General features: G+C 28.0%; 7 protein-coding genes. All 7 read right to left on the bottom strand.

The features are described from left to right. Positions 1–415: 415 nt before the first annotated feature. The 7 genes from B4E95_RS04345 to B4E95_RS04315 all read right to left on the bottom strand — a co-directional run bounded on the left by B4E95_RS04345 (position 416) and on the right by B4E95_RS04315 (position 15,445). A complete protein-coding gene (locus tag B4E95_RS04345) occupies positions 416–3,109 on the bottom strand; it encodes a KAP family P-loop NTPase fold protein (RefSeq protein ID WP_291090212.1) in 2,694 nt (897 codons plus the stop codon). Positions 3,110–3,316: 207 nt separating this feature from the next. Next, positions 3,317–9,022: a DUF3320 domain-containing protein gene (locus B4E95_RS04340; RefSeq protein ID WP_291090208.1), complete on the bottom strand. Its 5,706-nt coding sequence runs from the start codon at positions 9,020–9,022 to the stop codon at positions 3,317–3,319. Between the two features lie 311 nt (positions 9,023–9,333). Continuing rightward, a complete protein-coding gene (gene hxsC, locus B4E95_RS04335) occupies positions 9,334–10,521 on the bottom strand; it encodes a His-Xaa-Ser system radical SAM maturase HxsC (protein ID WP_201772830.1) in 1,188 nt (395 codons plus the stop codon). After that, positions 10,499–11,983: a His-Xaa-Ser system radical SAM maturase HxsB gene (hxsB, locus tag B4E95_RS04330; protein WP_291090202.1), complete on the bottom strand. Its 1,485-nt coding sequence runs from the start codon at positions 11,981–11,983 to the stop codon at positions 10,499–10,501. Before hxsB ends, hxsC begins: the two co-directional genes overlap by 23 nt. Then, positions 11,984–12,328, bottom strand: coding sequence for a His-Xaa-Ser system protein HxsD (gene hxsD, locus B4E95_RS04325; RefSeq protein ID WP_038335641.1), 345 nt, complete (start codon positions 12,326–12,328; stop codon positions 11,984–11,986). It lies immediately after the preceding gene. Further along, positions 12,328–12,621: a hypothetical protein gene (locus tag B4E95_RS04320; RefSeq protein WP_038335640.1), complete on the bottom strand. Its 294-nt coding sequence runs from the start codon at positions 12,619–12,621 to the stop codon at positions 12,328–12,330. Before B4E95_RS04320 ends, hxsD begins: the two co-directional genes overlap by 1 nt. Before the next feature lie 682 nt (positions 12,622–13,303). Beyond that, entirely contained in the window at positions 13,304–15,445 is a 2,142-nt protein-coding gene (locus B4E95_RS04315) for a VapE domain-containing protein (protein WP_291090198.1), read from the bottom strand. Positions 15,446–15,606: the final 161 nt, after the last annotated feature.

The raw sequence follows: 15,606 nt of genomic DNA, 5'->3' as shown, positions 1-15,606 counted from the left end.
TTTGCGGAGTTGGGTGAATGGAACGCTTCGCTTAGTAATTGGTGATTAGTAAATCGTAATTAGTTATTACTGGGCTTGAAAAACGTATGGATAGTGAAATGAGCCTAACGGAGTAAATCGTTGCGCAAAAATGATTGTGGCAATACTGCTACTTCTACAAGGGCAAAAAACGACATGAGATACTCTCTGCTTCGGACAGGTAAAGGAAGGGGCTATTTTACATAATATGATTATAGTGGGCTTGTCCCCGAAGCCCGCTAGGCGACTATAATGACATGTTATGTAAAATAGCTTTGGAGAGGCGGCTGGTTGCTCTCTGTTTTGGAATGTGATGGAACAAGTTTTTTGCTTTTGTTGGCCGCTAAAAAAAATCCCCAACTGGATTAGATTTAGTTGGGGGGAGCTTTTAAATATATTAATCTTGAAGACCTAAATATCTTTTAAATTTCTCAAGATTATTACTTTTTATCTTTTCTACATAAGATACATATGTAATATCCTCATTTTTAATTTTCTTAAATAATGATTTTAACCTTTCTAAATCGTAGATTATAAAAGAAATATTATTGATTAATTTTAATTTTTCAAGCATTTCTTCATCATTATCTATATCTGTACTTTTTACTTTATCAAAGCCATAGATCATACCTAAATTAGCTGTTTCTTCAAAATCTCTTTGCTCTTGATCATCCATCATTAGCATCGAATAAATTTCGAAAATTCTTTTCGAATCATAGCTATAATTGTAACATAAAATAATGTACGTTCTGAATTCTAAATCTTTTAATAATGATTTTAATATTTTTTTCGCTTCTGGATAAAATGTGTTTACCTTAATAATATTTGTATGATAGTTATATGAATAAAATAATTCACTTTCTAAAGGATTGAAATACTTATTGTCGTAATTTAAATTCAAAGATTTAGTTTCTAAATCTTTAATTAATATTTCTTGTATTTTTTCTTTAGTAAAAACTTTTCTTACATCTTCTGTTAAATCATCATATTGTAAATAAACAGCAAATACGTTATCTCCATTACGTTTTTCAGGGTCTATTAGTAAATAATAATAATTTTTTATCACATCTTTGAAATGAATACAATTATTTATAAATTCTTCTGATAAAATAAGTTTTGCTAATTCTGATAATTTACTTTTCTCAATTTTATTTATTATTTCTAAAAAATCCATTCCATTTAGAATTTGGAATTCATCCTCTGACAAAAACTTTATTAACTCTAAAATATCAGTAATCTCAAAATTATCTAATTCATTGATTAATACCTTCTTTATAAAATGTAAATCTGTAGAGTCTAAATATTTTATAATAAAATCTTTTAATTCACCATTTTTAAACTTCACAATTATTTCAGTTCTAGATAAAGAATTAGTATAAGAATCTAAATAGATAGGATAATAATATTCATTACTTATGTCATTAATTAAATTAAGTTGATTAGAAAAAATATAATCTAAAGAAGCTAGTATAATCGATTTATCATAAGAATTTAAATCAATTAAATCTTTCTCAGCAAAATCTAAAAAAATCTTTCTATTAAAAGTTAATTTACCTTGATTATTTTTACTAGTATAATATTTAATACTTTCAAATGACATCAGGTGTTTCATTATTGGATATCTAAATATCAATAATCTAACTAAAAGGAATTTTTCTATCAACAAATCAAAATGATTAATTTTAGTATAATGTGCAAATTTTAAATTATTAATAAATCTTTTAACTTGTCTACGATTTTCTAAAAAGTTTATTAGCTGTAATTGAACATTTTCAAATAAATTGTCAAGATTTAAATCTTTTTCAGCTGTAATTTGTTTATCATAATTTAATGTGTTCCAAACATTAAAAAATCCTGATTCGTTAAAAAGGATATTTGTGCTTTCAATAATTAACTTTGCTATTTCTTTGTCTAATAGAACATTAATGCATTTATTATAATATTCATTCAAAGTATAATTATTTATTAAAGGTAAATCAATTTGAATATTAAAAATCTTCTCTAGATAACTACCATCCAATTTTCCTTCTTTTAATAAATAATTATTATCAATAGTTGTTATGATATAAAAATTAGGATAATCAGATAGATTTCTAATTAATTTTAGAACTTCGAATAATTCTTTTTTCTTTAAACGATCAATATCATCAATTATAATAACTATTTTTTTATCTAGATTTTTTACAATTTGCTTAGTTTTATTTAAAGAATTATCTCTATTACCTATTAAATAATCCGAGATTCCTTCTACAAATGATTTTAAATTAACACCTCCATAATTAAAAATTGATAGTACATAATTATGAAACGCCTTCGAAGCATTTGCATCATATTTACTCAACTCCTTACCTATTGTATCAAAATATTCTTTTAGTAAAGAAGGTGAATCTTCAAATTTCCAAGCATTAAAAGGGATTATAATAATTTCATTTGATTCTCGTAATTTCTTTTCGAGTTTATCTAAAAAGAATGTTTTACCTGTTCCCCATTTCGAATTTATACTTATCGTAAAAGTTCTTTTTGGAGATTGTTTTGTAATCAAATCATTTATATTATCAATGTAGTTCTGGAGTTCATACACGTTATCATCGTCATTTAAAATTTCATCGTCATCAGTACTATCTGTAAAATAGATAATCTCACTTTTTGGATATATTTCTTCACAACTTCTAATAATTAGATGGATTATATTAAAAAATAGAATCATTAACAAAATATCTAAATAATAAAAAGGAATATTGAGATATCTGTCAAATTCAGAAAATTTGATATTGGTTCTTAATGAGTCATCGAATCGTATAAAAAAATATGAAATTGAAAGGACAGTAGTCGTAAATAAATAAAATTTAGAATACACATATTTTCTTATAAATAAGCAGTATATATTGTATAATATAATTGCACTGCATATTATCCAATAGATAAAATTAAAACTGTGATATTTTGAAATATTTTTCTTTAAAAAAAATGAATCGCTTAACTGAATATCTAAAAATGGGAAAAGTATATAAACAATAATTAGAATTGTACATATACCTTTAATCCAAATATTGTTATCTTTAAGATAATTAAGTGCATCATTTTTAGGCATAAATTAGATTTTTCGCTAATTTACAATAAGTATTTTAGGCATATATAATTATGTTTAAATTTTAAAAAATCCTCAACTATGAGTTGAGGATTTATATTCTTAAAAATTCCTTTTCTGTCGGATAAATAATAAAACTATCACAAGGATCAAAGCGTTATCTTTTTCTGCGCGTTGGATGGATTTCTTGAATAATCTAATTTATCGATACTATTTTACAGAAATTCTATTTTCGTTTAGAAGTAATTGATCTTGCTTGACCATTGATAAAATCACTTGATCTAAAATATTATTGATTTGGTTTCCGACTTTTAAGAAGCCAAAAGCTTTTGCTGTTAATTTGATTAAATCTTCTTTATTTAAACTAATGTTAGCATCCATAATTTCTTGTATCGCAATAGCTATTTCTTCTGGCGCAATATCCTCGATAGTTCTTTTTTCAATTGTATTATCACGATATGTTTCTAACTCTTGTGGTTGTTGCGTTGATACCCAATAAAAATCTTGATGACCTTCAGTTATTACCACCTCAGGAATTGAAACTACTATATCCGATAAATAGTTATTCAATTTTGAACCTGCTCTTGAGGTATTCCATAATTTTAAAATCTTTTTAAACAATAAAGATTTACTAATTGGCGCTTCCACAGTTATGATTTCCTTCATTTGATTTAGAATTACAGGTCTATTTTCCATATAATAGATGGATTCTGAATTTGCAAAATCAATAGACTCGATAACAGCTGATTGATAAGGCACTCTCAATTTACTTCCTGCTTTTTCCTCTACTAAAAGATTAGATTGAGGTATTTCTTTCAATTGAATTTCTTGTACTACTGGATTAGGTTCTACAATTTTATTTTCTTGAATATCAAAAATTAGTTGCTTTATTTCCTCTATGCATTTTTCTTTATTCTTTAACCAATCTAAAGTCCATATACGATAGATGTTCCATCCTAAAGCTTTTAAAACATTAGGTGCTAATAATTCACGATCATTCGTTGTATTAATATCGTTGTAATTCTCTCCATCTACTAGAATTCCTAAAATATACTCTTTATTATTCTCAGGATTAATAATCCCTAAATCTACTTTATAATTTGAAGTTCCAATGTATTTATTTACCTGTAAACCATTATCTAATAAAGCCTTTTCAATCGCATCTATTAACGTAATTTTATTTGATTGAGAACTATTCTTCTGTAAGATATAATTTCCTTTTTCAGCAAAATTCAAGAATTCTTTTAAACCTTTTACCCCTTCAGATTTTGTACGATTTAAATCAATTTGATCCCCTTTAAGAGTAGAGAATACTTTCATTTCATATCGTGCTCTTGTAACAGCTACGTTTAATCTTCTCCATCCACCATCTCTATTTAAAGGACCAAAATTCATTGCGATTTTACCTTCTTCATCTGGACCGTAACAAATTGAAAAAAGAATAATATCCCTTTCATCACCTTGTACGTTTTCAAGATTCTTAATGAAAATCGGTTCTTCATTTTGCATAGCAAACTCCTCTAATTGTGGATAATCTTGAAATAATTTTTGTAATAAATCATCAATTAATTCTTGTTGTACCTGACTAAAAGTTACTACCCCTAATGATTTCTTATTCCCAGACTGAAGATGCTTTTTGATGTATTCAACAATGGCTAAGGCTTCATTTTTATTGGTACGTGTTTTCCCTTTATCATAAAAACCCTTAATGTGTTCAAAAGTTACCTTTTGATTTAGGTCATCTGGCGATGGAAACGTTAACAATTTACTGTCGTAAAAGTTCTTATTACTGAACGATATTAAACTCTCGTGTTTACTTCTATAATGGCGTAATAAGTGATTCGATGGAATTGATAACGCTAGAGTATCTTCTAAAATACTTTCTAGATCTTCTAATTCCATATTTTCTTCATCTATTTTATTTGAAGCAAAGAAGCTTGTTGGAGGCATCTGTTTTGGATCACCTACAATAATTGCTTGTTTTGCTCTCGCTAATGCACTAATTGCTTCTGAAGTTGGTAATTGAGAAGCTTCATCAAATATGACTAAATCGAAATGTTCTTGATTTACATCAAAGTATTGAGCAACTGAAATTGGACTCATCAACATACAAGGCTTTAATCTTGGAATTAACGTAGGAATTTGGTCGAATAATCTACGAATTGTAATTCCTCTTCCTTTACTTCTAATCGATTTTTGTAAAATCCCTATTTCAGAACTCTGTGCCGCTTCCAACGAAAGATTTGGAATTTTAGCACTTAGTTGTGCTACCAATTGCTGTTTAGATAATTCTGTATATTGTTGATGAATTTCTTTGTATTGTTTGATTAATGATTCATATATATCAGCATCAAAATGATTCAATTCATCAGAAGAATATATGGATTGCACAAAATGATTTAATCGAATGACTCTTTCAAATTCTTGTTCAGCATTATTTGAATCGATTACACCTTCATTTATTTTTTCAATAAACCAGCTGGTATCAATTTCATTCGACTTCTCTTCATAACTTCTAAATTTAAGCCATTCATCTAAGCCATCAATATGCTTTATAATATTCAATAACTCATCTTCATTCGGAATTTGATCTAAATAATTTAATAACGACCTTTTATTGGTTTCGTTTGTTTCAATTTTATGAATTACATTTTCAATATCATTTTTAAACTCAATATTTAGAATGATCTCCTTTAACCAATTATTCGCATTATCTTTTGATAATTTGCTTGATAAACCAACAAGTTCCTCTACTTTTTCTAAATCTTGTTTGATTTTATCTTTATTAATTCGATTACTTGGTTTGTACTTCTCCAGTTTAATGTCAAAAACATTAAATTTTTCATCATTTAAATTCTTTGATTGATTTTTCAGTTCATCGAGATTAGAAAATAATTGATCTATACGAGTAGAATCATTTATTTTATTGGAAGAAAATCCTTGTAAAACACCTTTAACTTTTCTTTGCTTTAACCATTTCGGAATAAACCACGTATGTTTCGATTGATTCCATAACATTTGAATTTCTTCGTAATTAAAATCAATAATTTTCGAATTAAATTCTTGTGTGATTGAATCTGAAGTTTTAGCGATAGATTCATTAATTTTCACCCATTCATTTAAGTGGCTCTTTTTTATCTCATCTACAGCAAAATCAATTAAATCAGTATTAATATCATTATTCTGGATAAATTTGATGATTGATAAATATATTTCAATTTCTGCATCCTCTATTTTATACTTCTCCATTAATACATTCTTTTCACTTGTAGAATGTATAAAATTTTGAATAGCTGACGTGATATTTATTTTTAAATCAAATTGATTATTTTGATTCTTGATATATTTTAATGGATGTTGATTTGGAATCCCAATTTTACTTATTACCGAATCAAATGCAGTAATCCAACTTTGCCACTCATTCCATTTATTTAAGTTTAAAAGATCAAAATTAATCGGAACGCGTAACTCATTTGAAAATTGAATATTATAATATTCTAAATATGAAATTGTATCATAAATACTCCATCCAATTGTATTTTTTTCGTGAAGTTTAATTACATATTGATTCAATTCTTTACGTTTCAAATCTAAACGATTAGCTTCCTCCAAAAAACTCTCATTCGTTTGGTATTTAGGAACATCTAAAGTTCTTTCAAATTGTTGTAAAACATCTGATTTCTTCGATTTATTAGAATGTAATTCTAGGCAAAAAGGTCCTAAACCTATATTTTCTAAACGAGTATGTACAACATCTAATGCAGCTTTTTTTGCAGCTACAAAAAGCACTTTTTTATTATTCGCTAATGCATCAGCTATAATATTTGTAATCGTTTGTGATTTCCCTGTACCTGGAGGTCCATGTAAAATAAAAGTTTTATTTTCATTGGCGTTCTTAACCGCATTTAATTGGGAATTATCTGCTGAAATAGGTAGAATTAAAGAAGATGTAGGTAAATGTTCTAACTCCAATTCATTCCCTTCAACACTATGCAGTGATGAAGATAATTTACCATCGATTAAACTTTTAACGATTGAACTTTTCTCTATTTCTTCCGAATATTTTGAAATATCTTGCCACAGAATTAATTTATTAAACGAAAAAATCCCTAATACCGTTTGCTCTAAAACATCCCAACCCTCTAAAGACATTACCGCATTTCTAATTAACGCTAAAACTTTAGGCACATCAACCCCAAAATCATCTGTTGGTAATGTTTCTAAGCTGTTCAAGTTTAATTTATATTCTTGCTTCAAGTATTCTAACAATGTTATATTGATCATTGTTTCTTCCTCTCTACTTCGCAAAGTATATTTTGAATTTGCTGACTTACGTGATAATTCTACTGGAATTAATAAAATTGGAGCATAACGTGGTTGGAATTTATTTTTAGGTTCAAACCATTTCAATAATCCAATCCCTAAGTATAATGTACTTTTCCCATTCTCTTCTTCTGCTTGTTTAGACGATCTATATAAGTTTGTAAGGATTTTATCTAAATCATCATTATGATAATAAGTCAATAATCGACCATAATTAAATTCATCATCTGCAAGTTTAAATAAAGGATCTGATGAATGCAAAGGAGGATTATAAACATTATATCGTCTAGTAATCGGAAGATTATTATCTGGTTGAATGATATAACTTTTACCATCTGCTAAATTATCCTCTAAAAGATGTGACTTCAAATCGATTATCTGAAGCATACTTTTAGTGAATCTTAGGTTTAGAAGATTATTTCTTAAGGATAAATCAAGTAATTTACGTTCCCATATTTTTTGCTTGGTTAGGTTAGATAAATCGGTTAATTCTAAATCATCGTATGAAATTCCTAAATCAAAATCTTCATCTACCACATTATCCTTATTTTCGTTAGAAAAGTCTAGATTACTAATAATCGGATTAATATCCGATTTTAAAGATAGAGGTTGTATCCCATAGGATCTTGTATTTTTTACATCTATTGACAATATAAAATTATCATCTGCTAATAACTGTTTTTCGGCATTATCCATTGCTTGAGAAAATGGAATATCATTTCCTTTACAAAGATTCGTTGTCTCAATTAAAGCTAATTGTTTAATGCCTTTAGCCATTCTTTTTGTTAGAGCAGTCACATCGAAATTAATCATTCCATCAAAACGCTTATCTTCTAACCAAACCCCAACAAATGCGTGTCCAGAAGTGATAACAATAATTGGATTAAGATCTACAGCTTCTAATATTGACGCAAATAATAAAGATAAATCGATGCAATTTCCAAATTTTCTATTTAAGACTTTATCTATTAAACGAATTCTTTGACCTGATTTTTCAAAACTTGCAGGCATCGCACTATATACAATTTTTTGGTTTTGAATCGTTTTATAAATTGCAGAAACAACTTGTAAAACTCTTTCTTTATTTTGTGATTGGTATCCTTCGAATTGAGTTAAATAACCGTTAGATTCAAGTATTTTAATTGCTTCTGCTTTTAAATCATATATTAAATCATGATTAGGAAAAATATAAGATGACAATAAATGTGGGTATACCTGTAGACCACCAAAATAATCAATAGGTAATACTTCTATCGTAAAATCATATTGAATCAGTAATTCATCGTTGCTAAATACTTCTACAATTATTTTATCTAAATCTTTCTCTGATAAAATTTTTAATAAGGGTAGATTATATTTAAAATCTAACTCCTTGAAAGTTAATATTTCGTTCTCGCGAATTTTATCTTGATAAATTATATAATCTTCAAATAGATTGAATGTTGACTTTATAGTAAGTTTAATATTCTCGATTTCCTCAGCTGTATTTTCTAAGCGAATGTTCTGAATAAAATTAAGTTTATTAGAAACGAAGGTATAATTGATAAAGGAATAATTCTCTATACTTACGTTAAGTTTAGGTTCTTGTTGCATTTCAAGTATTATTAATTTTTTGGTAATTGTAAATATATTAAAAAAGTAAAATATAAAACATTACTAATCAGCGAAATATTTTGACGTGATTATAATATAAATTGTAGTGTATTTAATATTTATACTATATGAACAACATCTATTGTTTTAAACCAGGACCGAAGCCAAATAAGCCAGATGGTACACCTGACCGAAGGAGGAGAGTAACACCCCCCCAACAAACCAAAACATCCAGGAATAAAACCTCACAAACACAAACCTGGTGATTAAAAAAGAATCCCCTTGATCAATTTGATTAAGGAGATAGTTAATTAAAATGTATTTTTATATTCTACTTCTCGAAATGGTTTAATGTAATCACTATGTTTCTTTAAATTCCATCTAAAGAATCCACCACACTCATCTAATTTAGTGCAGACTTTACATTCATCAAGATATTCATTTTTCCAATCTGAAATTGATTTACGATTATATTCCCAAATAGATTCTGGAATTAAGCATAATGGTGTATTATATATAGATGTAGTTATTCCTTTTTCACCTAAAAATCTGACAGATTTTTCTAAAGTATCCTTATAATCATAAGGATCAATCCATAGTTTATCAATATTATGTGGAGTATAACCTATATTCTCTAATCCCATAAAAGCAACGTGAGAAACAAAAGGTAAATTTTTATAGATATAGTTTGATAATTGTTCAAGTCTACCAATTGATTGTTTATGTAAAACAATTCGTATTTCCACTCGAATGTTATAACGCGATAAATTATGAATACCTAAAATTGTTTGATAAAATGCATTTTCAGCTTGGACAATATAATCGTGAATTTGATAAAAATCTGAATACAATGGTATTCCAATCATAATTCTTGACGTATCTAATTTACTTAATCTTTCAGCTAATTCATTCCAGGCAAATGTTCTACCATTAGATAATATATGTACTTCTGTCTGTGGAAGATGTTCATTTATTAATTCAATTAAATCAAAGAAATAATCACCTATTAAAGTTGGTTCACCTCCTGAAATTCCTAATTCTAAACAATCCTTAGGTACTAAAGGAATCATTTGTTTATAAACATTGAATAAATATTCAACATCATCACGATCCTTTGGAGGTTGTGAACACATTAAACAATTGCTATTACATCTCTCTGTCGCTAGAATTGAATTTTGATAGCTATCTATTCGATATAATGTATTTATAACTCCATCACAATTAACAGCTACAATATCACCTTCGCTTATATATTCTAATGTTGGTATTGAATGAATTATATTAGAATAATATGAGCTAGAATCTTCAATTTTTAATTCTGTAAGTATTGATTTAAATCTATTTGAATTAAAATCAGATGAATTATTAGAAATTAATATATAGTCTTTTTCAAAATTATTAGGATCTCTTGTTACTTTCCCTACAATAGTTTCATCTATTGATACTGCTTTACCTTTGACTTTTAATAACATAATTCTAAAATCTAATCCAACTTTCAAAAATCTTTTTAACTTCTTGATTACTTTCCATTAATTCAATTAGATAAGTAATAATAGCCATATTCTTTTTGCAGAAATCGCTTGTAGGTCTATAACCATACATATTCCCTTGTGTAGCGTGATTGTGAACAGGATCCGCACCGCAATAAGATTGTAAAGCACATTCAGAACAACCTGTCAAACCTTCGTTTGCCCATACTTCAGTAATTTCTTCCACTTTTTCACCGAAGAAAATATCCTCATATGAATCGTTTAATGTACCTAATTTAAAAGTATAATCTTTTTGTTCAGCTAACATTCTACTTTCGTCTGTTGCAAATACATCCCCATCATAATTAAAAACAATTACTCCTGTAATTAATCCTGCAGGTGATTGTAAATCAACATATCCTACATTAAAAGGAGTTAATATCTTCGTTAAGAAAATAGAAGCTAAATCTTCCCTAAAGTTTTTACCCTGAAAATTATATTCTAGAATATGATCCAAAGCAATCTTATAAAATTCTAAAAACTTCTCTGTATCGTATTTTGAGGTTTTCGATCTTAAAGCAAAACCATAAGGACTTATATTTCTTAAAAAAATACCTTCAAATCCCATATTTATGTATTCATCTACAATCTCTTTAGGGTAATCTAATGAAAGAGTTGTAGTTGTCATTAATGCAGAAACTTGATCTTCTCCTAAAATTTCTCTTGCTTTATTAATTCCTTGAATTGTTAAGTCGTAACTACTAGCGTGAGGTTTATGTCTATTTTTATCGTGTATGAATTTCGGACCGTCTAATGAAGTTGAGATTAAGATATTATGCTCTTTGCAAAACATTAATATTTCATCATTTACAATAGCAAGATTTGTACAAATTACAATCGTTAACTCTCTTTCCTTTTCTTCAGCAATCTTTTTTGCTTTTAAAACTGCATATTGAATTTTATCAAAAGCTAATAATGCTTCACCGCCTTGGAACTCCATTGTTAAATGAGGGTTCGGCGATTTAAACATTATATCAATACCTTTATCTAAATATTCATAAGACATATCAAATTTGTCCTTATCTTGAGTTACTCTTGATACTTGACAATATTGACACGTATGTTCACATCTTAATGAAACTACAAAAATGTGTAAACCTGTAAAATAATTTAGAAAATGCTTTTTAGTTCTATAACGAGTGGCTAAAACATCAATTAATGGACTAATTTTTTCTTCAGAAATGAAAAAATTTGAAACAAGGTCTGCATAAAGCTCTAAATCATCAACTTTGTTTATTTTTCTTTTTACAATTTTGTTTACAGTACCATCTTCAACGACTAAATAATCACCAACCTCATTAACAATTAGTTCTTTCCCATTACTCAATCTGTGGAATTTAAACGGCATAAGTTGATAGTTGATTGTATCATTCAAATTGAATGTTTCATAATCAACAAACTTTCGTGTTTTCTTCTTTAGTGTATTTTCCATTTAATTAAGCTTAAATCCAACTGGGTCTGAATATTCACCAGGAGGCTCTTCATCATACTCACCATTAGAAAACGCTTTTGCTACTAATAAATCCCTTAAATTTTGAGTTTCTTTAGTAATAATATCTCTAAGATTAAAATCAATTAAATCTTGATTTAATTTGTTTATAGTACTAGTATATTTCTCCTCTGAGATTTCCTGTTTTGGTTCTAATTCTAAAAAATAAATGCTATTTTCAATCATTGAAATATTGATATTAAATTCATTTGAATACCAATAAACACATTTGAAAATAGCATCTTTAGAATATAAATTAGAATCTAATCTAAATTCAATTTTTTTCATTATCTAGAAGAATAGTGTGAGCTATGTGATCTGTGAGAACTATGTGATCTATGAGAACTGTGAGAGCTATGACTAGCAACAAATAAGCTATCTTCTGGGCTGAATGGATTCAACTTTAAAATAGGCATAGGTTTGTTCTTTTTTACAGAAATAGAATTCTCTGTATTATTTAAAAAATCAAAATCATTTTGAGATTCTTGAGCAGTTGCATTTGTAGAAGTCAATGCTGCTATTGCTACTCCAAAAACTGAAGCTGCTTTTTTAGCTAGTTTATTAAATTTTTTATTTGACATATTAATAAAGATTAATTAATTAATTACCAAAATTATAAAAATTTAATAATCATAACACTTACGCAATTTAATTTATAACCATTCTACTTAAATCAATACCTATTAATAGGTAATTATAATTGATTAAAAAATGAATTTACATACTATGAAATATAACCGTAACTTCCGTAAGTAAATATGAACAAAAACATTTTTTTGTTTTTTGAGGTTTAGAAAAAACTGTTTTAAACGAAGAATATAATGCAAAAAGGAGAACGGTGTGTTCTCCTTTACTTTGATTATAGCTAATGTTTCCAGTTTTTTATTTTGGTTATTTTACAATTTTTTCTTTTGGTGAAAACTACTTACGGAAGTTACGGCGTGAAAAATAATGAAGTTTAAAGTAATTGAATGTAAATTTTACTTGTTTAGGTATTATCTTCCGTAAGATAATTTTGAATAAAACTTAAGCTATTTTTTAGGCATCTTTTAAACCATAAAGTATCTGATTTATTTATGTTCATTTTATTAATTTCTTTTTTCTTGATAAAAAAGTAATCAAAAAATCAAGGCTTCAATTCTCGATGGTCAATCATCATTTCGTTTCACTAAAATGTTTAAATCGCTCCTTTCAGTCGGTAAACATTTTTACGCTTCTCTCAATAGATTGACGCTCGTCTGCGAATTGTTATGCCTGTTTGATTTATTCATCCTCTAAAAATTTAGACTCTTTTTGAACTTGATCGTAATCTTTTTCTTTGACGGCATAAACATAATTCTTCCCTTTTATCACTCTTAAATACCCTAATTTTTTTAACGCTTTACCCAATTGCATAATCGTGGCATTATTGATATTAATATTACCGAAATAAGCTAATCGAGTTGCTATTTGGGTTGTGTTTAGAAATGCTGTTGCTGTTTCTTTATCAGCCTTCTCGAACCAGGTTAATAGCAATTCTTCTTCAGGGGTTTTGATTTGGTATTTCTCATTATTTTGGTTGATGTTTTTAATTTCTTCGTTGTTGAACCAATATCTAAATCCTTGATCTATTAAATGCAAAGCTTGTTTGTAACAATAATCTAAATTGACGTTGTGATGGTATTCAATGAATTCAACTTCAAAGCATAAGAAACGACGTGAACCTGTGGTATCGTTTAAGAATTGAGCGGTATTTACCGAACCTGCAAAAGATGCTCGACGAGGTAATGTTTCGTTGTTGTGTCCGTATGCTTTTCTCATTCTGATATGGGATTTGGTAATGATTTCTTTTAATGATCCAATCTCTGTTTTGTTTAGGTTTTCTAATTCGTCTAGGTTGATGAGCATACATTCAGCTAAATGGATTAATGTGTCTTTGTTATTGGGATTAATCGTTCCTGAAAACAAATAGTCTTTTAATGGTTTTGGTACTAACTTTTCCATCCAGGTTGTTTTTCCTATTCCTTGTTTACCACTGAATACAATTACCGTTTGATTGACTACTTTTTCATTCGTAACACAAGCTACCATTGCAACAAACCATTTTTTGAAACATTCTAACCATAATTCTTGATTGGTAGTTGTTATGGTATTGGCTAATTCGGTGATGTAATCGACTTCACTATTAATCTCTGGTAAGGTTGAAAAATACTCTTTGAATGGATCAAATTGTTCGACATAATCTGACATCAATAAATAACGTAATCCTTGAATGCTGCATTTGACTTTAGCTTTTAGAACTTCTCTAAGAATTGAGTTTTCTACAAAATCTGTTATAGGCTTATACAGTTGGTTTCGAACCTTTTTGTATTCGAGCTTTCCTGTTACGATGTTATACCTAAAGTTGTACCTTTTATTCAGGTACATTTCCAATCGTTCGATGGCAGCAGGTTTTTCTTCGTCATCATCGACTTCTTCCTCGTTTGTTGTACTACTTTTCGGTTTTGTAGTTTCCTTTGTTTTCGGTGTTTTATACTCCTTATCAGTACCAAATTCGTGTGTATTGTTGTACGCACTTTTGACTGCATTCATTACTTCGATTTCGTTGTAATTGTAATCGGATAAAATAAAGCCTAATGCTTCTGCATAACTGATTCCTTTTCGGTTTAGGTTACACGCTAATTGATGTACAAAGTTATTTCTGTTTCCTTCGACGTAATCCATTTTCTGTTTTGTGAATCGGACGCAATGTTCGTATAATAGATCTGTAGTATTGAGATTTGAGATATTAGATTTATTCGTGTTATGAGATCCTGAAACAAGTTCAGGATGACTAACTGAATTAGATTTCTCGACAAGCTCGAAATGACAATTTTGTTCAGAATAACAAGAAAAAATTTCAGCATTTGGGTTGAAAAAGATTTCTGGATCGTAGGAGTAGAAGCATAGCCTGGTGATGTCTTTTCCGGATTTATCGATTTCAATTTCTAACTCTTTTTCGTAAAATTCTTTGACAATGTTGTACGTGTTTTTGTGTTCTTCTTGATTCGTTGAAACCTTGATGAATAGCTTTAATCCGTTGTTTGATGGACTGATAAATGCAACAAATGTTGTACTTAATTCTGTCGCTTTTAGTTTGATTTCGGCAAGCTTATTTTTCTCAACTTTATCAATATCCAGTACGATTATTTGATTGTAATTTTGGAGGTAGTCTAATTTTCTACCTCCCTTGAATGTTGCACTTGGTGTAAAAGCTAGTAATGATTTTTTTGCTTTTTCGTATGGTTCTAGTTTTCCTTGTTCTAAGGATTTTCTTAAATACAAAATTTGACTTTTGTATGTTCCTTCTTTGATTTCTGTTACGATTTGCTCAACTGGTATGGTGTTTATTACCTCGTTGAAGTTTTGGAATAGGGTGAATTTCATATTTTGTTGTATTATGTATTATGTAAAAAGTAAAATGAATTGTTCTTTACTTTCATTTTTATTCATTGGTTTATTATTTTATAAATAATGTATTCATGAATCCTTCGGATTTGTCTTGACACAAAAACGAAACAAAAAAGTCAAGGCTTAAAATCGTTTAG

The organism is Empedobacter sp. UBA7494, assembly GCF_002478465.1.
GTDB lineage: Bacteria > Bacteroidota > Bacteroidia > Flavobacteriales > Weeksellaceae > Empedobacter > Empedobacter falsenii_B.
The sequence above is the reverse complement of the archived record's forward strand: the minus strand, read 5'-3'. Positions and strand labels throughout refer to the sequence as shown.

What these genes read in the sequence shown, in the direction of transcription:
- B4E95_RS04345 (WP_291090212.1), bottom strand. Translation starts at nt 3,109, where the DNA reads ATGCCTAAAAATGATGCACTTAATTATCTTAAAGATAACAATATTTGG.
- B4E95_RS04340 (WP_291090208.1), bottom strand. Translation starts at nt 9,022, where the DNA reads ATGCAACAAGAACCTAAACTTAACGTAAGTATAGAGAATTATTCCTTT.
- hxsB (WP_291090202.1), bottom strand. Translation starts at nt 11,983, where the DNA reads ATGGAAAATACACTAAAGAAGAAAACACGAAAGTTTGTTGATTATGAA.
- hxsD (WP_038335641.1), bottom strand. Translation starts at nt 12,328, where the DNA reads ATGAAAAAAATTGAATTTAGATTAGATTCTAATTTATATTCTAAAGAT.
- B4E95_RS04320 (WP_038335640.1), bottom strand. Translation starts at nt 12,621, where the DNA reads ATGTCAAATAAAAAATTTAATAAACTAGCTAAAAAAGCAGCTTCAGTT.
- B4E95_RS04315 (WP_291090198.1), bottom strand. Translation starts at nt 15,445, where the DNA reads ATGAAATTCACCCTATTCCAAAACTTCAACGAGGTAATAAACACCATA.